The following is a 21,820-nucleotide window of genomic DNA, read 5'->3' as shown; positions in this document are numbered from 1 at the left end:
GCGGAGTTCCGCGGGCTGACGTCGTCGTCGCGGCCCGGGCGGATGCCGCGTTCCTCCGCCCGGCGGTGGCAGCGGCTCTCAGAACGACGTGACGACGACGCGTGCCACCTCCGGGTCCTGGAGGGCCGCGTAACCCGCGTCGATCTCGTCCAGGGAGATCCGCCGGGACACGAGGTCGTCGAGGTTCAGGAGCCCGCGCAGATACAGCTCGGCGTAGTGGGCGATGTCCCGGCGAGGAGTGGCCGACCCCATGATCAGCCCTTGGATCCGCTTCTGCTGGAGGAGCAGTCGGGGCAGGGAGAGGCTCAGTTCGCCTGTGTCGCCGTCGGCCAGGCCCACTACGTACACGTCCCCGCCGGGGGCGGTCATGCGCAAGGCCCGGTCCGCCGTCGCCGCCGTGCCGACGATGTCGAAGGCGTGCCGCACGCCACCGCCGGTGAGGTCGCGGACCACCGAAACGGCGTCCGTGGTCGCGGAGTTGACGACATCGGTGGCACCGAAGGCGCGTGCACGCCGTAGCCGGACGTCCTGGATGTCGACCGCGACGATGCGCGAGGCACCGGCGCGTCCCGCCGCGCCGATCGTGTTCAGCCCGACGCCGCCCGTTCCGATCACGGCCACGGTGTCGCCCTCCCGGACGCGCGCGGCGTTGAGGACGGACCCGGCGCCGGTCAGCACCGCGCAGCCCAGCAGGGCGGCGAGGGCGGGCGGCAAGCGGTGGGGAACGGCGGTGAGTTGGTTCTCGTGGACGAGTGCCTGCTGGGCGAAGCCGCCCAGGCCCATCCCCTGGGTGACGCGGCGGCCGTCGCGGCTGAGCCGTGGGAGGCCGTGCCGCTTCGGGTCGCGCAGGGTGGTCTCGGGACGGCGGCACTGGTACGGCCTGTCGTCGTGGCAGGCCGGGCAGGTGCCGCACCACTGGACGAGGCAGCCCACCACATGGTCGCCGGCGGTGAACTCGGTGGCGTGCGGTCCGACGGCGGTGACGACACCGGCGATCTCGTGGCCCAGGACGACCGGCGGCGGATACGGCGAGGCGGCCTGTCCGGCGAGGGTGAGGTCGGTGTGGCAGAGGCCGGACGCCCGCACCTCCACCAGTACCTCGCGGCCCAGGGGTTCGGCGATGTCGACGTCCTGGACGGTGAAACCGCCGCCCGTCGTGTCCACCACCGCGGCCTTCACCGGCGTGCTCCGGCGTCGCCGGTCGCCCGGACCCCGGTCCCGTCGGCCCGCGTCGGCGCCCTCCCGCTCATGCTCGTTCGAGGACGAAGTAGTAGAAGGGGCCGCTCTCGCTGAAGCCCTTGCCGTTCATGACGCCCATGAGGGTGCGGTCGTCGACCGCCTTGAAGTGGTCCAGGACCGGCTGGCCGTCGTAGACCATGGTGGCCGTCACCTCGCCCCGGAACTCGACCATCCACAGGCTGGCTTCGCCCTTGCCCAGCTCGGTGTCGGAGTACAGGCGGCCGTCCTCCCCGCGCATGATCAGCGGCTTGGCGTCGTCGGCCGCGAGGAATGTCTTGCCGTACCAGCCGGACGCCGACAGGCGGCGGTGGACCGGATGTCCGGTGTCGAAGCCGCTGCCCTGCCAGGTGCCGAGGATCTCCTCGACGCGGACGGTCGGCAACGCGGCCCAGATCTCGTCGAGTTCGGCGGCCGGGACGGTGCTCTTCCTGCCGCGCAGTGCGGCGAACCGGGCCCGAGCCTTGTCGAGGTCCATGCCACTGTCTGTGCCGCGGTGCGTGTCGCGGTGCGTGTCGCTGTGCATGGGGTCCCTTCCACGGGGGTGAAGCGAGCGGAGGAAGCGGTCACCGGCCGCTCGGGGCGGCCCGTACGGGCCGCCGTACGGGTGTCGGGGTCACGTACGGGCTGCGCGGCGGGCGGCGCGGGCCCTGGGCAGGTAGCGCAGGCGCTCGGGCAGCAGCGGGACCACCGTGCGGACGACGGCGCCCAGGCGGCGCAGTCCGCGTTCGTCCCGTGCCGTCCAGGCCAGGCCGAGGTGCTCGCGGACGGTCGGCGGGAGCAGGCCGGTCGTGACGAAGACGTGCAGCCGCGCCAGGAGCGGGCGGAGCACCGGCCAGGTCCGGCGCAGGAGCGCGCCCGCGCCGTCCGGCGGAGGGATCGGCCGCCGCGGGTCGAGCAGTTCCGCCACGACGGGCGTCCTCTCCAGCTCTTCCCGGACCATCGTGTCGAAGTACGGCCAGAACTCCTCCGGCGTGCGCGGCATGTCGCGCTGTTTGATGCCGAGGATGGCGCCGAGGTGGAGGAGTTCGTCGTAGAGGCGGCGTTCGTCCCGCTCGTCGAGCGGGTGGGACAGGTACTGCGCCGCTCTCAGGAAGACCGGGTAGGCGGTGGCGTGCACCCAGGCGTAGGGGGCGGGGGCGAGTGCGTGGTAGGGGCGGCCTCGGGTGTCGGTGCCGCTGATGGTCCTGTGCAGTCTGCGGAGCCTGCGGCCCTCCTCGATGGCCTGTTCGCCGCCGTAGACCCACAGCTGCAGGGAGTCCAGTGAGCGCTCGGCCCGGCCCCAGGGGTCGGTGCGGAACACGGAGTGCTCGTCGACCCCCGCGCCGACCGCCGGGTGGGCGACCTGGAGCACCAGGGCGGCGGGCAGGGAGAGCAGGAGCCGGACGTCACCGGCGATGTCCCAGAGGAGGGAGCCCGGCTCGAACGGAACGGGCTCGGAGCGGCGGTCCGGGCCGGGCTCGGGACCCGTGTCCGGGCCGGCCGCGTGTGCGTGACCGCTGTCCATGGCTGTCACCACGCTCCGAGGGGCCGCCGGGCGGCGGGGTCGGTGCCCGGCCGGTGGGTGGCCCAGTAGGCGATGGCCAGGGAGAGGGTGATCCTCAGCGGCGGAGGGACGAGTGCCGTCAGGAGGCGCACCAGTCGCGCGAAGCGCCGCAGGGCGCGTTCCTGCCGCTTGCTCCAGTTCAGGTGCAGCCGTTCCCGCAGCTCGGGGGGCAGGGTACCGACGGTGACCAGCAGGGCGTAGTGCGCGGCGACCCGGGCGAACGGCCACCAGAGCAGGCCGGGGAGCCGGCGGAACGGCTTGGCGGGGCGGGCGAGTTCCTCCAGGACGTCCTGGACCGACTGATTGTGTTCCAGGCGCTGGGCCACCATCTCGTCGTAGTACTCGACGAAGGACGGCCAGTCCGGGGGAAGGTGATGGTCCTGCAGGCCCCATACGCGGCCGACGTCCCGCATCCCGCGGTAGTACTCCTCCAGTTCCTCCTCCGGCATGCCCTTGCCGAACAGGCGCTGGGCGTCCACGGGACCCTTGACGAGGGTCGCGTGGACCCAGTGGTAGGCCTCGGGGTTCAGTGCGTGGTAGCGGCGGCCCGCCGAGTCGGTGCCCTTCATCGGCGTGTGCACCCATATGAGGCGGCGCGCCTCGGCGGTGGCGGCCTCCTGCCCTCCGTAGACGACCGTGGTGAGCGAGAGGAGCGTACGGATCAGGCGGGGCCAGGGTTCGGCGCGGAAGGTGCTGTGGTCCGCGACACCGGCCCCGACCACCGGGTGCGACACCTGCAGCAACAGCAGCTGGGGTGCCATCAGCGTGGAGCGGGCGTCACCGAAGTAGCGCCAGACCGCCCCGCCTCTGCGTGGCGCCCGAATATGTGACGTCACGTCACTTTGCTTTGCCTGTAGTGGAGTTGGCGTGTCGGACGTGTGCGGCATGCCACTCATGAGGCCTCCGATTCTCCGTCGTGTCCGGAGTATTGACGCACCCCGTGAAACAAGTCAATAGTTTTTGTATCTTCGACTCTCTCACGGTCCGGCCGGCACGTCATCCCGCACCATCACTCCAACGTGAAGGAACTCTCATGAGGGACAGAGAGGCACGCAACGGCGACATCCCCACCGGGGAGGGCCGCACCCACTGGAAGCGCAGCGCCGTCATGCTCGTCCCCTGCACCCTGGCCGTGGGGGCCATGGGCATCGCCCTCGCCCAGGGCGCGATCGCCGCCTCCTTCGCGGTGTCCGGCACCGCGTTCAAGGTGCGCGCCGAGGAGGTCACCGCGAACGGCCTGTCCTCGTTCCCGTCCTCCATCGGCTCCGGCGGCGACGCCAAGCCGGTTCTGCTGGCCGCCGTCAAGGACGGCACGGTCTCCGGCGTGTGCGTCTCGCTGAAGCAGAAGGTGCCGGTGGTCGGGGAGATCTCGATGCTGGTCCGCTCCGGATCGGACAAGCCGCTCAAGGGCAGCAACCTCATCGTGAACGCGGACGCGCTCACCGGTGGCGGCGGGAAGGTCACCGGGGTCCAGGCCGGCCGCGACGCCTCCACCCTGTCCGGCGCACCGGGCGTGACCGGCCCCAAGGGCGTCTTCGGCGTCCAGGCGGACAGCGCCGTCGCGCACGACGTCAACAGCACCGCGTACTCCGCCAACAGCGGCACGCTGACGCTGGAGAAGCTGGAGATCGAGTTCAGCCGCACCGGCAAGCAGTGTTTCTGACCACGCCGAGAGACGGACTCACGACATGTTCGGTTTCGTTCTCGGATTCCTCTCGGAGCTTTCCCGGGAGGTCGGCGACCGGCTCGACCGGATCCTGCCGGCGCCCCGGGCGCGGCGCGCGTTCCGCCGGTGGCGCGGGAGCCGGCCGTTCTGGGCGGCGATGTGGGTCGTCGCGGGCGGCGTGGAGATGGTCGCGATCCCGCTGGCCCCGCTGCCCCTGATGATCAAGGTGGGCATCGGCGCGATGTCGGCCGTCGGCATCAGCGTGGTGCTGGTCGCGGGCGGGTTGTTCTTCCTCTTCAAGCCCGACCAGCGCGTGTTCGTCTCGATCGTCACCGCCGTCGCGTCCCTGACGTCGCTGGCGACGACGAACCTGGGGGGCTTCGGCATGGGGATGGCGGCGGGGCTGGTCGGCTCCTCCATGGCGTTCGGGTGGATGCCGCATCCCGCCTCGGCGCCACCGGAGGAGACGGCCTCGCCCGACGCCGGGGAACCGGACGGCGCCGGGAGGGCGGACGGGGACAAGGATCCGGCCGCCTCCCCGGACCGCGACGCACCTCGCGTCCCGTCGGCGGCCGGGCCCGTCCCGGCCGCCCCTCCCCTGGCCGAGGAGGGAGGCGGAGGCCTCCCCAAAGCCGGTGAGGACCGCGCCCGGCATGCCCGGCGGCGCGGCCGTGCCCGGGGCGCGGTCCTCTTCGCGCTGAGTACGGTGCTGGCGGCGGCCGCGCTGCCGGCGGGCACCGGCAGCGCGGCGGCGGCTCCGGGCGCCGGCGTCTCCCCGCTGCCCTGGCCCACGTTCACCTGGCCGTGGGACCTCGGGCCGACCGGGTCGCCCGGCCCGTCGCCCACTCCGTCGCCCGGCGACGCCCCGTCCGCGACGTCGCAGCCCTCCCCCGGTCCCTCCTCGTCCCCCTCCCGCGACGAGGAGGGCGAGAAGGACGACCAGGGCAGGGACGAGGACAAGAAGGACAAGCACAAGAACGATCCGAGGAAGGACGCCGCCCGGGTCACCCTCCCGTGCCTGACCGGCACCGACACCGGCGGGCTGCCCCACCCCGACCAGGACGCCCCGGGTTCCGGCGAGGAGGCCGAGTCCGGTGCCCTGCCCAAGGACCCCGGCGATCTGACGGCCCTGCGCCCGCCGATCGTCATCGGGGACCAGCCGGGCCGCCCCCGCTCGACGTATCCGGTCAACACCCTCTTCCCGGAGGTCGGTGCGGACAGCCTGACCGCCCACGGAGCCGTCATCCACGGCGCGACCTACCTCAGGACGGCCGACGGCGGGCGGACGAAGGTGCTGTGGGTGCACGCCGACCGGCTGGTCGCCGACGACTACTCCTTCCGGCTGGAGACCGCCGGCCAGGTGCAGACCATCGACGTGGACCTCGACATCCCCCAGGTCGACATCTACGTCACCCGGCTCACCGGATCGATCACCATCCCCGTCATCGACGTCGCCACGCCCCGGATCTGCATCGGGGCCGACATCGTCCCGGCCAACCTGCCGATCGCCGTGCACCTGCCCGAGCTGTCGGTCACCGCGGTGGAGGCCGGACAGGTACTCGTCGACGCCGAGACGGTCAACTTCTCCGACCTGAACGCGCGCACCCTGTCTCGATGAGGAGGCACCCCCCGATGGGCCGTTACACCCGGCTCCGCCGGATCCGGAAGATGGACCCGCAGCAGGACTACGAGGAGATCTTCGCCCTGGTCACCCGGTACGAGTTCCCCTGGGACTACCTTCAGGGCGTCTCCGTCGCGTTCCTGCGCGACTACGGCGTCCCCCGCATCTCCCGGCTGCTGGACCGCACCCAGGAGTTCGAGCGCGCGGGGCAGAAACGCTTCGACGACACGGTCCTGATCGCGTACGAGATGGTCCGCGACGGCATGGACTCACCGCACGGGCGGGCCACCGCCCGGCACCTCAACCGTATCCACGGCCGCTACCGCATACCGAACGAGGACTACCTGTACGTGCTGGCCACCACCGTGGTCGGCCCGAAACGGTGGATCGACCGCTACGGCTGGCGCCCGCTGTCCTGGCAGGAGACCGAGAGCCTGGCCCTGGTCGGACGGCGGATGGGCGAGATGATGGGCATCGCCGACGTGCCCGCCGACTACGCCGGTTTCGAGCATCTCCTCGACTCCTACGAGAAGGAGATGTTCGCGTACGACCCCGCCAACCGGCGGGTGGCCGCGGCCACTCTGCGGATCATGACCGACTGGTATCCCCGGCCGCTGCGTCCGCTCGTCTCGCGCTTGTCGACGGCGGTTCTGGACGAACCGCTGCTGACCGCGCTCGGCTTCGCCCCGCAGCCCCGCTGGCTGCGCGCCACCGCCCACCGCGCCCTGCGCACCCGTGCCGCGGTGGTACGCCTGCTTCCGCCCCGGCCCGCGTGGTGGGGGTTCCGGCACAAGCCGCGCAGCTACCCGTTCGGGTGGACGCTGGACGACCTCGGCCCGCACTGGGCGCACGGCAGGCCACTGGAACCTCTCGCCGACGAGACCTCACCTCTGGAGAACAGATGACCGACACCGACACCGATACCGGCACCTCCCGAAAGGCGCCGCCGACGCCGACGTTCACGTCCCGGGACCCGGCCACCGGCCGGCCGCTCGCCGACCATCCGGTCCACGGACCGGAGGACGTCGCGTCGGCGGTGGAACGGGGCCGGGCGGCCGGCGCGCGCTGGGCGGCACTCCCGGCCGCCCGCCGACGCGGCCATCTGCTGAGCTGGAAGCGGCTGCTGGCAGCGGAGCTGGACGCGGTGGCGGCGTCCGTCGCGGCGGAGACGGGCAAGCCGCTCCAGGACGCGGAGCTGGAAGTGCTGCTGACCCTGGAGCACGTGTCCTGGGCGGCGCGCAACGCAGGCCGCGTACTGCGCAGGCGCCGTGTCCGCACCGGGCTGCCGGCGTCGAACCAGGCGGCCTTCGTCGTCCACCGGCCGCTCGGCGTGGTCGGGGTGATCGGCCCCTGGAACTATCCCGTCTACACGCCGATGGGGTCGATCGGCTACGCCCTGGCGGCGGGCAACGCCGTGGTGTTCAAACCGTCCGAGTACACCCCGGGCACCGGCGTGCTGCTCGCCCGGCTCTTCGACGCGGCCGTGCCCGACTTCGCGGGTCTGTTCACCGTCGTCACGGGCGCCGCCGAAACCGGCACGGCGCTGGCCGCCTCCGGGGTCGACAAGATCGCTTTCACCGGCTCGCCGGGGACCGCGCGCAAGGTGATGGAGGTGTGCGCCCGGTCGCTGACGCCGTTCCTGGCCGAATGCGGGGGCAAGGACGCCGTCCTCGTCACCGCGGACGCGGACCTCGACGCCGCCGCGGACGCCGTCGTGTGGGGAGCACTGGGCAACGCGGGCCAGACCTGTGCGGGTGTGGAGCGCGTCTACGCGGTCCGCGCGGTGCACGCGCAGCTGTGCGACCGGGTCGTGGAGCGGGCCCGCCTGCTGCGGCCCGGCACGGGCCCGGACGCCGCCTACGGTCCGATGACGATGCCGGGCCAGAGCGATGTGGTGCGCCGGCACGTCGACGCCGCGCTGGCGGCCGGCGCGGGCGCGCCGCTCGGTGACCCGGATGCGTCGGCGTCGCCGGAGCCGTCGGATTCGGCAGAGCCGCCGGGCGGGCCGCTCGTGGCACCGGTGGTTCTGGTCGACGTACCGGAGGACTGTTCCGCGATGACCGAGGAGACGTTCGGGCCGACCGTCGCGATCAACGCCGTGGCGGACGTCGACGAGGCGGTGCGCCGCGCCAACGCGTCCCGTTACGCACTGGGCGCGGCGGTGTTCTGCGGCAGCCGTCGCGAAGGCGCCGCGATCGCGTCCCGGCTGCGCGCGGGAGCGGTGTCGGTGAACTCGGTGCTCGGCTTCGCCGCCGTTCCGGCCCTGCCGTTCGGCGGATCGGGCGACTCCGGCTTCGGCCGTATCCACGGTGCGGAGGGGCTGCGGGGGTTCACCGCGCCGCAGTCGGTCACGGTCCGGCGCTTCGCGCCTCCGGTCGACCTGACGTCCTTCGCCACCCCGTCCGCCGCGAAGGCCCGTGCCGTCGCGCTCACGCGGTGGCTGCACACGAGGCGTTGAGGGGTGGCCGGCCGGACCCGCCGCGGGACGCGACGCGGGTCCGGCAGCCCCCTTCAGGCGTCGAGCAGCGGCGCGAGGTAGCGCCGGGCGAAGGCGCGCGACTGCTCCTCGTCGTCCAGTTCGATGCAGCCGGCCGGGTTGAGGAGAAAGGAGACGGCGACACGCACCATCAGCTCCGCCACCGGCCGCGGGTCGGAGTCCGAGCGGCCCTCGGTGTGCCGGGCCCGCCGCAGATGGGACGTCAGGTAATCGGTGGTGACGGTGAGGGCGGGGCCGCCCTGGACGGTCAGGTAGGGCAGCACCACCTCGGGTTCGAGCCGCAGCAGCCCGCCGAAGAGCGGGTGGGCCCTGGTGTGGCGCAGGGCGACCACGAAGCCCTCGACGACCCTGTCCTGCATGGTCGGCAACGGAGCGACCGCGTCGTCCAGTTCCTGGAAGAAGCGGCTGACCTCGCGCAGCAGGCACGCCTCGACCAGTCCGTCCTTGTTCCGGAAACGGCGGTACACCGTCACCCGCGAGACGCCGGCCCGTTTGGCGACGTCGTCCACCGAGGAGCGGCGCAGGCCGAAGATCGTGAACTGCTCCACGGCGGCATCGAGGATCTGCCGCGCCAGCCTTTCCTCTGTCTCCGGCCGTGCGAGGGCACGGGCGAGCAGGGAGTCGTTCGCAGAAGTCTTCATGGTGTCTTTCACGGTACCGGCCCACCTCCAGTGAGCAACATTGAAACACACTCCATATACATGTATCTCAATGCTGTGTCCCACCACGTTCGGAGGCCCCACATGGGAAGTCGTCTCACCGCACAGCAGGCGGACTTCGCCGCCGCCATCCGTGACTTCGCCCAGCGCGAGTGCGGGTCACGGGAGCAGCGCGCCGCGCTGACGCAGGACGGCCGGGAGCCGCACAACCCCAAGATCTACGGCATGCTCGCCGAACTCGGCTGGCTCGGGGTCTGCCTGCCCGAGGAGTACGGCGGGGCGGGCGGCGGCATCGGCGACGCCTGCGTGTTCCTCGAGGAGACCTCCTACGGAATGGTGCCCGCGGGAGGTTTCATCACCACCGTCATCACCGCCAAGGCGTACGAACGGTTCGGCTCCGAGCGGCAGCGGCGGGAGGTGCTCGGCGGCGCGGCGCGCGGCGGCGTCCTCGCCATCGCCATGTCGGAGCCCGGCGCCGGATCCGACGTGGGGGCTCTGCGCTGCCGTGCCGAACGGCAGGCGAACGGCGACTGGCTGATCGACGGTCAGAAGACCTGGATCTCCAACGCCCACCTCGCCGACAGCATGCTGCTGGTGGCCCGGACCGGCGGCGACAAGCACAAGGGGCTCACCATGTTCCACGTGCCGGCGAGCACGCCGGGCATCGAGATCCGCGGCATCGAGACCATGGGCGGCAAGGAGGTCAACGACGTCTTCTTCACCGGCGTACGGCTGCCCGCCGACGCGGTGGTCGGGGAAGTCGACGGGGGATGGAAGCAGTTGATGGCCGGGCTGAACCACGAGCGGCTGTTCCTGGCCGCCAACATGCTGGGCCTGGCGCGCAGGGCCTTCGACGACGCGGTCGCCTACATCGGCGAACGGGAGCAGTTCGGCCGGCCCGTCGGGAGCTTCCAGGCGCTGCGGCACCGCGTCGCCGATCTCGCCACGGAGATCGAGTGCACGCGGCTGCTGGTGCGCGAGGTGGCGTCGGACTGCGACGCCGAGCCCGACCGGCTCTTCCCCCGGGAGGCCTCGATGGCCAAGCTCAAGGCCACCGAGACGGCCAAGCAAGTCGTCCTGGAGTGCATGCAGATGATGGGCGGCTACGGTTACGCCACCGAGTACGGGATGGAACGCCATCTGCGGTCCGCGGTGGTCTCCACCGTCTACGGCGGAACCAGCGAAATCCAGCGCGACATCATCGGCAGGAGCTACGGGCTGTAGAAGTCGCTGACGACCGTACGTCGACGGCCGCCCCGCCGGTTCGGGCGGGGCGGCCGTCAACGTGTGGGGCGGCCGTCGGTGGACGGGGCGACCGCCGGTGGACAAGGCGGTGGAGCGACGCCGCCGTCAGTCGGCGTAGAGCTCCGTCAGTTCGGCGGCGTGCCGGTCGCGGATGACGCGGCGGCGCATCTTCAGCGACGGCGTCAGCTCACCGGTCGCCGGCCCCCACTCCCGGGCCAGCAGCCGGTACCGCTTGACCTGTTCGGTCCGGTTGAGCCGGGTGTTGGCCGCGGCGACCGCGCGGTCGACCTCCTCGCGCACGGCGGGGTGGGCGGCCAGGGCCGCGAGGTCGCCGGTGCCGATGCCGTGGGCGGCGGCCCAGGCGGGGGCGGCCTCCGGGTCGAGCACCAGCAGGGCGACGAGGTAGGAACGGTTGTCGCCGTGCACCAGCGCCTGCCCGATCAGGGGGTGTTCCTTCAGGGTGTTCTCCACCAGGGCCGGGGAGACGTTCTTCCCCGTCGAGGTGATGATCATTTCCTTCTTCCGGTCGGTGAGCCACACATAGCCGTCGTCGTCGATCCGGCCGATGTCTCCCGTGGCCAGCCATCCGTCGTCGTCCAGTGCCGACCGCACGGAACCGTCCTGCTGAAGGTATCCGGAGAAGACGGAGGCGCCCCGTACCTCGATCTCCCCGTCCTCGGCGAGGCGGACCTCCACCGACGAGACCGGGCGTCCGACCGAGCCCAGCCGGAACCCGGTGCGGGGGCTGTTGGTCGTGGCCACGCCCGTCGTCTCGGTCAGGCCCCACGCGTCCATGATCACGACGCCCAGGCCGGACCAGAACCTCACCACGTCCAGGGACATGGGGGCGGAGGCGCTGGCGGTCCAGGCCACCCGGTCGAGTCCGCCCGCGGCCAGCAGCGGCTGGAGCACTTTCTCCCTCATCCGGGTGTACGCCGCCTCCAGTTCGGGGGGCGGGGTCTCCCCCCGTTCCCGGAAACCGACGTGCTCGCGGGCCACTTCCATGGCCTTCTCCACGCCGTGGCGCTGCTCCTCGGGAAGCAGGGCCAGCCCGGCGCGTACCGCCACGGCCAGTTTCTCCCAGATCCTCGGCACCCCGAAGAACTGCCGCGGCCGTACCTCGCGCACCGTCTCGGCGACGACGGTCGGGTCGGCGCACAGGTAGACGTGCGAGGCTCGGTGACAGGGCAGGTAGATGCCCAGCATGCGTTCCGCGATATGGGCGAACGGCAGGTAGCAGATGTGCTCGACGTGCGGCGGCAGCTCCACCGCCGCGTCGAGCGCGAGGGCGTTGGCGATCACCTGCCGGTGGGTGAGGACCACGCCCTTGGGCTCGCCGGTGGTGCCCGAGGTGTAGACGACGGTCAGCGGGTCGTCGGGGCCGGCCGTGTCCAGCGCCTTCTCGAACCCCTCCGGGACGGGTTCGCGGGTCAGTGCCGCGTACGGCAGGTGCGGTCCCTCCTCTCCGGGTTCCGCGACCACGAGCCGGGCCAGGGGTGTGGCGTCGTCGTCCAGCAGCGGCGCCCACACCCTGGCCTGGGCGGCGCCCTCCACGACCGCCACCGCCGCCCGGCAGTTGCGGGCGATGTGGGCGATCTGCTCGGGCGCCGAGGTGCCGTAGACGCTGACGGGCACGGCGCCGAGGCGTACCAGGGCGAGGTCGGACAGCCAGTGCTCGGACCGGTTGGCCATCATCAGCAGGACGTGGTCGCCGCGGCCGACGCCGAGCGCCGCGTACCCGGCGGCGAGTTGTCCGGTGTGCTCCCGGACCTGCGCCCAGTCGAGCGTGGCCCATCCTGCGCCGTCCGGCCTGCGCCAGGACAGGGCGGGCCGGTCCGGGTGGGCGCGGGCGTTGTGTTCCACGAGCAGCGGCAGCGTGGACCGTGCCGCTCGTTCCCCGTCGGTGCGCGGGGCTGGTGTCATGACGGCCTCCTGGCGGGCTGGACGGTTCGGGGCGTATCGAAGGAGCGGGAGGGGAGGAACGGGTGCGGATCGCGTCGTCCACGTACGCTTCGGCGCTCAGCCGAGCAGCGAGCGGCCGATGATCTCCTTCATGATTTCCGTGGTACCGCCGTAGATCGTCTGGATACGGCCGTCGAGGAATGCCCTGGCGACCCGGTACTCCGTCATGTAGCCGTAGCCTCCATGCAGTTGGAGGCAGCGGTCGACGGTCCGCTTCTGCAGTTCGGTGGCCCACCACTTGGCCATCGAGGCGTGCGCGGCGTCGAGGCGTCCCGCGCTGTGCTCGGTGATGCAGCGGTCGACGAAGCTCCGGGTGACGGCGCACTCGGTGGCCATCTCGGCGATCTCGAAGCGGATGTGCTGGAGGCGGGCGAGCGGCCGGCCGAAGGCCTCGCGCTCCTTCACGTGGGTCATGGTGAGTTCGAGGACGTGCTCGGCCGCGGCCGCGGCGCCCACGGCGATGGCCAGCCGTTCCTGTGCGAGGTTGGCCATGAGGGCGGAGAACGCCTGGTTCTCCGCGCCGAGCAGGTTCGCCTTGGGCACCCGCACGTCGTCGAAGAACAACTCGGCGGTGTCCTGCGCCTTCTGGCCGATCTTGTCGAGGTTGCGGCCCCGCTCGAAGCCGTCCATGCCCCGTTCGACGACGAGCAGGCTCTGCCCGGAGCTGCCGCCCTCGGGGGTGGTGCGGGCCACGACGACGACCAGATCGGCCAGGATGCCGTTGGAGATGAACGTCTTGGCTCCGTTGAGGAGGTAGTGGTCGCCCTGGTCGGTGGCGGTGGTCCGGATGCCCTGGAGGTCGGAGCCCGCACCGGGCTCGGTCATCGCGAGGGCCGTGATCGTCTCTCCGGTGGTGAAGCCGGGCAGCCAGCGCCTTTTCTGTTCGCCGGTGGCTAGGCGGGTCAGGTAGGGGCCGACGATGTCGTTGTGCAGGCTCAGTGCCAGGCCGGACGCCCCGGCGCGGGCGAACTCCTCGATGAGCACCGCGCTGTGGCGGAAGTCGTCGGTGCCTCCGCCGCCGTACTCCGGGTCGACCGCGAGGCCCAGCAGGCCCTGCCGGCCGGCCGCGCGCCACACCTCGCGGCTCACGACGCCCTCCTGCTCCCAGCGTTCGTGGTGCGGCAGCACCTCCTTCTCCAGGAAGGTGCGCACGGTGTCGCGGAACGCCTCGTGGTCCGCCGTGTAGATGTCTCGCTGCATGTCGGGTGTCTCCACGTCGGGGATGCCGGGAATGGGGAGCGGTGGGCCTCGCCGGGCGCGGGGCCGTCGTTCAGAGCCAGTTCCTGACCTGCTCGACGAGCCGGGCCGGGTCGGGGCCGACGGGAGTGACGTTGAGCATGGTCACGCCCGCCTCGCGGAACACCTCGACCCGGTCCCGTACGTAGCCCTCGGGGCCTGCCAGGCAGAGGAGTTCGCACAGTTCGGCCGGGACCGCGGACTCGGCCTCCCGCTTGCGGCCCGCCAGGTAGTGCTCCTGGACGGCGGCGGCCTCGGCCTCGTAGCCGTACTGGCAGACCAGGTCGTAGTAGAAGTTGCGCCCCGGGGCCCCCATCCCGCCCACGTACAGGGCGATCATGGGCCGCATCAGGTCGCGGACCGCCTCGGCCCCGTCGCCCACGGCGAGCAGTCCGCCGGCGACGACGGACAGCGGGCCGAGGGCCGCGTCGCGCCGGGCGGTGCCCTCGGTGAGCGGGCCGTGCCAGGTCTTGGCCGCGTGCTCGGGTGCGTAGAGGAACGGCAGCCAGCCGTCGGCGAGTTCGGCGGTCATCCGGACGTTGGCGGGGCCGAGGGCGGCGACGTACACGGGGATGGTGTCGCGGACGGGGCAAGTGAGCAGCTTCAGCGGTTTGCCGAGCGTGCCGCCCTTCTCGGCGGGGAGCGGCATGTCGGTGATGCCGTGGTGCTCGATCACCTCGCGCCGCCAGATGCGCCGGGCGAGGTGGATCGTCTCGCGGGTGCGGCCGAGGGGTTTGTCGTAGCGGCGGCCGTGCCAGCCCTCGACGACCTGGGGGCCGGACGCGCCGATGCCGAGCATGGCGCGCCCGCCGGTCAGGGCGTCCAGTCCGGCGGCGGTCTGGGCGAGCAGCGCGGGGGTGCGGGAGTAGACGTTGAGGACGGCGGAGCCGATGCGCAGCCGTTCGGTGCGGGCGGCGAGGTATCCCATCACGGTCGGCGAGTCGAAGCCGTAGGCCTCGGCCACCCAGATCGCGTCGAGTCCCGCGGACTCCAGCACGGCGGCCTCGTCGGCGGCCTTGCGCGGGTCGCCGGCGTACTGCAGGGGGGTGGACAGTTCCATCAGCGGCCGTCCTCGGTGGGGGCTTCGGGGGTCGGAGTTGCGGAGGCCGGGGCCGGGGTTCCGGGGTGCGGGGCTCCGGTCAGGGCGGGGATCCGCCAGTCCTTGGCCACCTCGTACTGGTGGGCGCCGGGCAGGGCGGGCGGACGGCGCAGGGCGCCGGGCGTGGCGGAGAAGCGGGGGGCCACCCCGGGCTGGACGAGGCCGTGTTCCTCGGTGAAGGTGCGGCGGTGCCGGAGGTGAGGGTGGCGGGCGGCCTCCCGCAGGGAGAGCACGGGGGCGACGCAGGCGTCCGTGCCCTCGAAGACGGAAGTCCACGCGTCGCGGTCCGCCGTCCTGAAGCGGGCGGCGAACCGGTCCCGTAACCGAGGCCACCCGCGCGGGTCGGCGCGGTCGGGCAGGTCGTCGGCGTCGAGACCGAGCAGCCGCACGAACTCGGCGTAGAACTGGGGCTCCAGCGCGCCGACCGCCATCCAGCCGCCGTCCCGTGTCTCGTAGACGGCGTAGTAGGGGCAGCCGCCGTCGAGGAGGTTGCGGCCGCGGCCGTCCTGCCAGGAACCGGAGGCGAGCATGCCCTGGACGATGGCGGTCAGGTGGGCGGTGCCGTCGACGATCGCCGCGTCCACCACCTGTCCCGCGCCGGTGACGCGCGCGGTCAGCAGGGCGGCGAGCACCCCGACGACGAGGTAGAGGGAACCGCCCGCGTAGTCGCCGAGCAGGTTGGCCGGGATCGCGGGCGGCCCGTCCGGTGCGCCGATCATGCCGAGCGCGCCCGCGGTGGCGATGTAGCCGATGTCGTGTCCCGCCCGGGGTGCGAGCGGTCCGTCCTGGCCCCAGCCGGTCATCCGGCCGTACACGAGGGCCGGGTTGACGGCCCGGCACTCCTGGGGGCCGACCCCCAGCCGCTCCGCGACCCCCGGGCGGTACCCCTCGATCAGGATGTCGGCGCGTGCGGCGAGATCCCGTACGGTCCCCGGCCCGTCGGCCGACTTGAGGTCGACCAGGACGGAGCGCTTGTTGCGGTGGGTGACGTCCCGGGCGGGCTCGACGCCGAGGGCCGTCGCCCCGGGGCGGTCGACGCGCACGACGTCGGCCCCCAGGTCGCCGAGGAGCATGCCGGCGAAGGGCGCGGGGCCTATCCCCGCCAGTTCCACCACCCGTACTCCGGCCAGCGGACCGGCACGGCGGGGCGGCGGGGTCATCTGACGGTCGGTCACATCGCCGGGGTGGGCAGCGGTGTCACTCGTCGAGCTCATCGGTCCCTCTCTCACGGCAGGGGCGGGCAGCCATCCTCCGAACAGGGCTCTACTTAGCGCTCGCTAAGAAAGTAGAGGGGGGCGGGAGAGCGGTCAATACTCACAACACCACGACTTCACACGGCACTTCGGTTCGCACTTTCGGCGTATTGCGTAGCAAACCACCCTCAAGGGCAGGCCCTCGACGCCGACTCCCCAGCAGTGACGAAGGGATCCACTGAGCGATGGATAAGCAAGAATCAGGGGTGTGGGGGCGCCCGGCGGACATAGCATGGCGCTCGCCGGCAATCCATCGGAGGAGCACCGTTGAGCACGCAGTCACGCCAGGAGACCGTTGACGCACCGCACTGGAGCGCATACGGGCCGCTCGACCTGCACCCGATCCTCGTGCACACCATGGAGGCCTTCAACGAGCACGGGTACCACGGCACTTCGGTGCGGGACATCGCCGGACGAGTGGGAGTGACCGTCCCCGCGCTCTACTACCACTACGAGAACAAGCAGGCCCTGCTCGCCACGCTGCTGGAGACGTCGATGAAGGACGTCCTGGACCGCTGCCGGGCCGCCGCGGCCGAGGCGGGCGACGAACCGCTCCCCCGCTTCTGCGCCATGGTCGAGTCGATCGTGCTCTACATGGCCAACCGCAAGGGGCTGGCGTTCCTGGACACCGAGATCCGCAGTCTCGAGCCGGACAACCGGGCCCGGTACGTGGCCCTGCGCGACTATCTCGAGCACATGCTGCTCGACACGGTCGAGACCGGTATCGCGCGGGGCGTCTTCACCACCCCCATCCCGGCCGACGCGGTCCGCGCCGTGCTCATCATGTGCCAGGGCGTGGCCAACTGGTACCGGACCGACGGCCCCCTGAGCGCCGCGGAGATCGCCGAGCGCCATGTGCTCCTCAGCCTCGGCACGGTCGGCCACCCCGGCACGGTGGACGGCCGGGAAGGAATCTCCTCCCGCCGCCGGGCGGCCCCGCCCAGGCCACGGACGAACCCGAAGAACCGCCACTGAGGAGAACCGGCGCGAGCACACGGAGCACAGGGCACGCGAACGCCGCGTCGTGTGGCGCGACACGACGCGACACGACGCGACGCCGAAGGACACTCGGGCCTCTCCTCCGCCCCGGTCGGCCCATGCCGGCCGGGCCGGGCCCACGGACCCTGGAACCAGGAGTTCCGGCGGCATCCGTCAGGGCCGGCGGTTCCCGCGCGACCGGCCGGCCGCGGTCCTCGACGCCCCGCCGAAACAGCTGCGACGGCCTTGTGGGTGTCCCGCGCCTGCCGGGGTACCCGGCCGAGGAGCGGCGGATCCGTCTCCCTCGCCGACGGGTGGCGCTGCCGTCGCAGAATCCGAGGAGGAGGACCTATGTCGCATCCCGCACGCCGCAGCAGGGGGCCGCTCTCCGGGTGGGACGCCTTCCGGGAGCTCGAGGACCTCCGCTCCCGGATGGAGTACCTCATGCACTCCACCTTCCCCTTTCCCGGCGACGACTTCTCCGAGGCCGGCACGGCCGGCACGTGGACGCCGCCGGCCGACGTCGAGGACACCGGGGACGCCCACGTGGTGGAGCTGGAGCTCGCCGGTGCGGACAAGGACCGGATCAATGTCGAGGTCAGCGACGGCGAACTCGTCGTCCACGGCGAGATCGAGGAGCGGGAACGCACGGGTGTGGTCCGGCGGCACACCCGTCACGTCGGACGGTTCCACTACCGCACGGCGCTGCCGACCAACGCCGACACCGAACGCATCAGTGCGGAGCTGACCAACGGAGTCCTCACGGTGCGTGTCCCCAGGACCGGGAAGGGCACGCAGCGCCGCATCGAGATCACCGGCTGATCCGAGGTCGGAGCCGGCCGTCGGTGAAAGGCGGCGGCCCCGCCCCACCGGTCTTTTCCCCCACCCCTGACACTTGAGCGAAGGCGGCGGTCATGCGAGCTCATCTCGGCGATCGGCTCGTCATCGAAAGTCCGGCGACCGGTGCCACCCGGCGCGACGGCGAGATCATCGGACTCCACCACCAGGACGGGACACCCCCGTACGACGTGCGCTGGTCGGACACCCAGGCGGTGACCCTCGTGTTTCCCGGGCCCGACGCACACCTCCTGCATCCGGGGCACGAGCCCGGGACGGCCCGGGAGCCGTCCCGTCGACCGGGCGCGGCCGGAACGGGCGCCGCTTCCGGTAGGCACCGCTCCGGTGCGCACCACACCAGCGACCTCGGCCGACGGGTGGCCACCGAACGCGAGCGGCAGGGTCTGACCCGGGCCGAGACGGCCCGCCGCGCCAGGATGGCGCCGGCGTATCTCGCGTACCTCGAGGAACACCAGGCCGACCCGAGCCTGGCGACGCTCATCAACCTGGCCGGGGCGCTGAACACCACGGTCCAGGCCCTGCGCGGCGGCGGCACCGAGATGCCGCCGGGCCAGGGCGCGGCGCTCCTGCATCCCCGGCTCCTGGACCTCGACCCCGAGGAATGCCGCACCCTGCTGTCCACCCACGGGGTGGGACGCGTCGCGGTGTCGACCCCGGACGGCCCGGCGGTCGCCCCGGTGAACTACGAGGTCGTCGACGACGTGATCGCCTTCCGGACCGCTCCCGGCTCCGTGCCCGCGGCGGCCGTGGGATCGGACACCGCCTTCGAGGTCGACCGTGTGGACGAGACCATGAGCCAGGGCTGGAGCGTGCTCGCCGTCGGCCCCGCGCGGCTGGTCACGGACGCCGACGCCGTGCGGCGGCTGACCGAACACGCCCGCACCGCGCCGTGGACCGGGGGCGAACGCGAGATGTGGGTGGCGATCCGGCCCACCAGCCTGACGGGGTGCCGCATCAGTCCCGCCGACCGCTGAGCGGCGCCTTCGCACGGGCCTTCGCAGGCCGTCACGGACCGTTGCGCGTCACGACGATTCGTTGCGCGGAGGGGTGCTCCGGTGCCGTCGGACCACGGTCACCGGATGCCGCACCACCGCGTCGAAGAGATAGCCCTGTGTGTGGGGTACCGCGACGTCCGGCTGACGGCGGCCGGCCGTGTCGGTGGCGCGGGCCAGGAGCTGGGTGGGGCCGGGGGTCCCGGGCGTCCCGGGCGTCCCGGGGACGGACCAGCGGGTCCAGGTGCCGGAACGGCTGTCGTCGTGCAGGCGTGCCCGACGCCAGCTCGCTCCCCCGTCGGTACTGACGTCTACCCGCGCGATGGCCGCGGCACCCGACCAGGAGCGGCCGTGCAGCGCCTGCCTCTCTCCTGCCGGGAGCGTGGCACCGCTCGCCGGCTCGAAGGCGTTCTTGAGGGTCTGCCGGGTCAGCGGCGCACTGCCCTCTGGCCCGGACGACTCGCTTCTCGTCAACAACGCCCGGCCCGCCGCATACACGTGCGGAGGCCCTCCGGGCACCTCCCGGAAGACCTCCGCACGCCACCGCCCCCAAGGGCGTTCGCCTCAGCCGACGCCGGCCGGCGACGCCGTCTTACCGGCGGACTCGGCCGACTCGGCGGTGAGCCGTTCCATGCCGCTGGTGTCCTTCAGCGGCTTCTCCTTGATGAACAGCACGGCGATCACGGCGAGGGCCGCGACGGGTGCGGCCACGAGGAAGAGGTCCGCGGTGGCGACCCCGTAGGCGTGCTCCACGATCTCCCGCATCGGCTCCGGCAGCGTCGTCATGTCGGGCACCCCTTCGCCGCCGGACTCACCGGCCCCGGCCGGAATGCCCGCTTCCGTCAGACCCTTGGTCATCTCGGTGGCGACCCGGTTGGCGAGGATGGCCCCGAGCACACTGGTGCCGATCGTGCCGCCCATGCTCCGGAAGAAGGAGAGCACCGAGGTGGCGGCGCCCAGCTCGGTCGCCGGAACGTCGTTCTGCGCGGCCAGGACCAGGTTCTGCATCAGCATGCCGACGCCGACGCCCATGACGGCCATGTAGAGGCTGAGCAGGCCGAAGGGGGTGTCCGCCTCGATGGTGGACAGCAGGCCGAGGCCCGCCGTCATGATGATGGAACCCGCGACCAGGTACACCTTCCACCGGCCGGTGGCGGTGATGATCTGTCCGGCGACGGTCGAGGAGACGAGCAGGCCGAGGATCATGGGCAGGCTCATCAGGCCCGCGACGGTCGGGGACTTGCCCAGGGAGATCTGGAAGTACTGCGAGAGGAAGACGGTGCCGCCGAACATGGCCACACCCACGAGGAGACTCGCGACCGTGGTGAGCGTCACCGTGCGGTTGCGGAAGATGCCCAGCGGAATGATCGGCTCCGGCACGCGCGCCTCGACGACGACCGCGGCGATCAGCAGCAGCACTCCCCCACCGGTCAGCGCGGCGGTCTGCCACGACATCCAGTCGAACTCGCTGCCCGCGAGGGAGACCCAGATGAGCAGGGCGCAGACACCCGCGACGATCAGGAAGGCGCCCAAGAAGTCGATCTTCGCCTCGCGGCGGACGGTGGGCAGCTTCAGGGTGCGCTGCAGCAGCGCGATGGCGAGCAGCGCGAACGGCACACCGATGAAGAAGCACCAGCGCCAGCCGAGCCAGGACGTGTCCACCAGAACACCGCCGATGAGCGGTCCGGCCACGGTGCCGACCGCGAAGACGGCTCCGAAGATGCCCGCGTACTTGCCCAGCCTGCGCGGCGGGATGATGGCCGCCATCACGATCTGCGCCAGAGCCGTGAGTCCACCCGCGCCGATGCCCTGCACCACGCGGCTGAAGATCAGCAGGCCCACGTCCTGGGAGAAGCCCGCCAACAGGGAGCCGACGACGAACAGGGACAGGGACAGCTGGAGCAGCAGCTTCTGGTTGAACAGGTCCGACAGCTTGCCCCACAGGGGCACCGTCGCCGTCATCGCCAGCAGCTCGGCGGTGATGACCCAGGTGTAGGAGGACTGGCTGGCCTGCAGGTCGGCGATGATGCGCGGGAGCGCGTTGGCGACCACGGTGCCGGCCAGGATGGCGACGAACATGCCGGCCATCAGCCCCGACATGGCCTGGAGTATCTGCCGGTTGGTCATGGAGGTGGGTGACGCCTCTAGGGGCGCCGGTGATGAGGTCACTTCAGCTCTTTCACAAACGTTCGAAGGTCGGGTGAGGGACGGACCCGCTCAGGCTTCGTCCGCCGGCACGACCAGCACGACCGGCACGACCGGTTCCGTGAGTCCGGCGGCCAGGTGGTCGAAGACCGTCCGGAAGACGGCCTCGAAGGTGGCCTCGTCCTGCCGCACGCACCAGTGCTCCACGGCGACACGGACGGCCGTGGCGCCGACCGCGGCCAGCAGCCTCGGATACAGCCCCAGGGCCTGGCGCCGCAGCTCCCCCTCGGCCGTCCCGAAGGGGAGACGGTCCCCGGTGAACAGCGGCGAACCGGCGCCGATGCGCTCCGCGAGCGTCTCGGCCAGAAGGAACTCGTCCTCGACGTGGGCGCCGATGCTGCGCGCGAGCAGGTGCGGTGACCTGCGCAGCACTTCGGAGTGCAGCCGCCACAGCTCGTGCTGCTGTTCCACTTCTCCCAGTTCCGCGGCCAGCGCGTCACGCAGCGCCGTCAGCGGGGGCACGTCGGCGGGCGCGGCGAGCACCGCCCGCCGGACGCGCCCGCTCGACTCCGCGCCCACCATCACGAACGCCTCGTCACGGGAGTCGAAGTAGTTGAAGAATGTGCGGGGCGACACACCGGCCGCTTCGCTGATCGCGTCGACGGTGACGTTCTCCTCGCCGTGCTCCGCCGCCAGCCGCACGGCGGCCGCCACCAGCGCAGCACGGGTCTCCCGCTTCTTACGCCCCCGAAGTCCACCCTCTGCGGGGTCCCTGTCACGCACGTCGTGCAGGATACGCAAATATGCAGAGCCTGTAAAAATATATT

The 21,820-nt window shown here is 72.0% G+C and carries 19 protein-coding genes and 1 pseudogene; 8 read left to right on the top strand and 12 right to left on the bottom strand.

Annotated elements, in window-relative coordinates; translation table 11 throughout:
- Positions 1-78: 78 nt before the first annotated feature.
- The 4 genes from OHB56_RS37765 to OHB56_RS37750 form a co-directional block, all read right to left on the bottom strand.
- Positions 79-1,179: a zinc-binding dehydrogenase gene (locus OHB56_RS37765; protein WP_406358359.1), complete on the bottom strand. Its 1,101-nt coding sequence runs from the start codon at positions 1,177-1,179 to the stop codon at positions 79-81.
- A 67-nt stretch (positions 1,180-1,246) separates the two neighbouring features.
- Positions 1,247-1,714: a DUF4334 domain-containing protein gene (locus tag OHB56_RS37760; protein WP_406359292.1), complete on the bottom strand. Its 468-nt coding sequence runs from the start codon at positions 1,712-1,714 to the stop codon at positions 1,247-1,249.
- A 138-nt stretch (positions 1,715-1,852) separates the two neighbouring features.
- The gene (locus OHB56_RS37755) at positions 1,853-2,743 is read right to left on the bottom strand and encodes an oxygenase MpaB family protein (RefSeq protein ID WP_406358357.1); all 891 of its coding nucleotides are present in this window, start codon (positions 2,741-2,743) and stop codon (positions 1,853-1,855) included.
- A gap of 5 nt (positions 2,744-2,748) precedes the next feature.
- The gene (locus OHB56_RS37750) at positions 2,749-3,618 is read right to left on the bottom strand and encodes an oxygenase MpaB family protein (RefSeq protein ID WP_406358355.1); all 870 of its coding nucleotides are present in this window, start codon (positions 3,616-3,618) and stop codon (positions 2,749-2,751) included.
- Positions 3,619-3,815: 197 nt separating this feature from the next.
- On the opposite strand from OHB56_RS37750, the gene OHB56_RS37745 reads away from it, so the two are divergent.
- Genes OHB56_RS37745 through OHB56_RS37730 form a run of 4 tightly spaced genes read left to right on the top strand, consistent with a single transcriptional unit; the run spans position 3,816 to position 8,527 of the window.
- Positions 3,816-4,445, top strand: coding sequence for a DUF6230 family protein (locus tag OHB56_RS37745; RefSeq protein ID WP_326756190.1), 630 nt, complete (start codon positions 3,816-3,818; stop codon positions 4,443-4,445).
- A gap of 25 nt (positions 4,446-4,470) precedes the next feature.
- Positions 4,471-6,066 carry a DUF6114 domain-containing protein gene (locus OHB56_RS37740; protein ID WP_406358353.1) on the top strand — a complete coding sequence of 532 codons (1,596 nt, stop codon included), beginning with the start codon at positions 4,471-4,473 and terminating at the stop codon, positions 6,064-6,066.
- A gap of 14 nt (positions 6,067-6,080) precedes the next feature.
- Positions 6,081-6,974 carry an oxygenase MpaB family protein gene (locus tag OHB56_RS37735; protein ID WP_406358351.1) on the top strand — a complete coding sequence of 298 codons (894 nt, stop codon included), beginning with the start codon at positions 6,081-6,083 and terminating at the stop codon, positions 6,972-6,974.
- On the top strand, positions 6,971-8,527 hold the full coding sequence (locus OHB56_RS37730; RefSeq protein WP_406358349.1) for an aldehyde dehydrogenase family protein: 1,557 nt from the start codon (positions 6,971-6,973) through the stop codon (positions 8,525-8,527). The genes OHB56_RS37735 and OHB56_RS37730 overlap by 4 nt, the downstream gene beginning before the upstream one ends.
- 53 nt (positions 8,528-8,580) lie before the next feature.
- On the opposite strand, the gene OHB56_RS37725 is transcribed toward OHB56_RS37730, so the two are convergent.
- Positions 8,581-9,207: a TetR family transcriptional regulator gene (locus OHB56_RS37725; RefSeq protein ID WP_326756186.1), complete on the bottom strand. Its 627-nt coding sequence runs from the start codon at positions 9,205-9,207 to the stop codon at positions 8,581-8,583.
- 102 nt (positions 9,208-9,309) lie between these two features.
- On the opposite strand from OHB56_RS37725, the gene OHB56_RS37720 reads away from it, so the two are divergent.
- Entirely contained in the window at positions 9,310-10,449 is a 1,140-nt protein-coding gene (locus tag OHB56_RS37720; RefSeq protein ID WP_406358347.1) for an acyl-CoA dehydrogenase family protein, read from the top strand.
- A 126-nt stretch (positions 10,450-10,575) separates the two neighbouring features.
- Here OHB56_RS37720 and OHB56_RS37715 read toward each other — a convergent pair whose 3' ends face one another.
- The 4 genes from OHB56_RS37715 to OHB56_RS37700 form a co-directional block, all read right to left on the bottom strand.
- Positions 10,576-12,393 carry an AMP-dependent synthetase/ligase gene (locus OHB56_RS37715; protein ID WP_406358345.1) on the bottom strand — a complete coding sequence of 606 codons (1,818 nt, stop codon included), beginning with the start codon at positions 12,391-12,393 and terminating at the stop codon, positions 10,576-10,578.
- Between the two features lie 96 nt (positions 12,394-12,489).
- A complete protein-coding gene (locus tag OHB56_RS37710) occupies positions 12,490-13,632 on the bottom strand; it encodes an acyl-CoA dehydrogenase family protein (RefSeq protein ID WP_406358343.1) in 1,143 nt (380 codons plus the stop codon).
- Between the two features lie 70 nt (positions 13,633-13,702).
- Entirely contained in the window at positions 13,703-14,728 is a 1,026-nt protein-coding gene (locus OHB56_RS37705) for an LLM class F420-dependent oxidoreductase (RefSeq protein WP_406358341.1), read from the bottom strand.
- Positions 14,728-15,927 carry a CaiB/BaiF CoA transferase family protein gene (locus OHB56_RS37700; RefSeq protein WP_406359291.1) on the bottom strand — a complete coding sequence of 400 codons (1,200 nt, stop codon included), beginning with the start codon at positions 15,925-15,927 and terminating at the stop codon, positions 14,728-14,730. Before OHB56_RS37700 ends, OHB56_RS37705 begins: the two co-directional genes overlap by 1 nt.
- A gap of 360 nt (positions 15,928-16,287) precedes the next feature.
- Here OHB56_RS37700 and OHB56_RS37695 point away from each other — a divergent pair, with 360 nt between their 5' ends.
- The 3 genes from OHB56_RS37695 to OHB56_RS37685 all read left to right on the top strand — a co-directional run bounded on the left by OHB56_RS37695 (position 16,288) and on the right by OHB56_RS37685 (position 18,830).
- Positions 16,288-16,995 (top strand): TetR/AcrR family transcriptional regulator, encoded by a 708-nt coding sequence (locus OHB56_RS37695; protein WP_326756181.1) that lies wholly within the window; start codon positions 16,288-16,290, stop codon positions 16,993-16,995.
- 354 nt (positions 16,996-17,349) lie between these two features.
- Complete coding sequence (locus tag OHB56_RS37690; protein ID WP_326756180.1) at positions 17,350-17,820, top strand: Hsp20/alpha crystallin family protein; 471 nt, start codon at positions 17,350-17,352, stop codon at positions 17,818-17,820.
- 92 nt (positions 17,821-17,912) lie between these two features.
- On the top strand, positions 17,913-18,830 hold the full coding sequence (locus OHB56_RS37685; RefSeq protein ID WP_326756179.1) for a pyridoxamine 5'-phosphate oxidase family protein: 918 nt from the start codon (positions 17,913-17,915) through the stop codon (positions 18,828-18,830).
- A gap of 48 nt (positions 18,831-18,878) precedes the next feature.
- On the opposite strand, the pseudogene OHB56_RS37680 reads toward OHB56_RS37685, so the two are convergent.
- The 3 genes and pseudogenes from OHB56_RS37680 to OHB56_RS37670 form a co-directional block, all read right to left on the bottom strand.
- Positions 18,879-19,295 (bottom strand): annotated as a pseudogene (locus tag OHB56_RS37680) (hypothetical protein); the annotation flags it as partial.
- Between the two features lie 117 nt (positions 19,296-19,412).
- Complete coding sequence (locus OHB56_RS37675; protein WP_326756178.1) at positions 19,413-20,975, bottom strand: MDR family MFS transporter; 1,563 nt, start codon at positions 20,973-20,975, stop codon at positions 19,413-19,415.
- Between the two features lie 90 nt (positions 20,976-21,065).
- Positions 21,066-21,785 carry a TetR family transcriptional regulator gene (locus tag OHB56_RS37670; RefSeq protein WP_326757249.1) on the bottom strand — a complete coding sequence of 240 codons (720 nt, stop codon included), beginning with the start codon at positions 21,783-21,785 and terminating at the stop codon, positions 21,066-21,068.
- Positions 21,786-21,820 lie beyond the last annotated feature (35 nt).

This window comes from Streptomyces sp. NBC_01635 (assembly GCF_045209715.1).
In the GTDB taxonomy this organism is placed as follows: domain Bacteria; phylum Actinomycetota; class Actinomycetes; order Streptomycetales; family Streptomycetaceae; genus Streptomyces; species Streptomyces hirsutus.
This window is presented reverse-complemented; position numbering and strand designations above follow the sequence as displayed.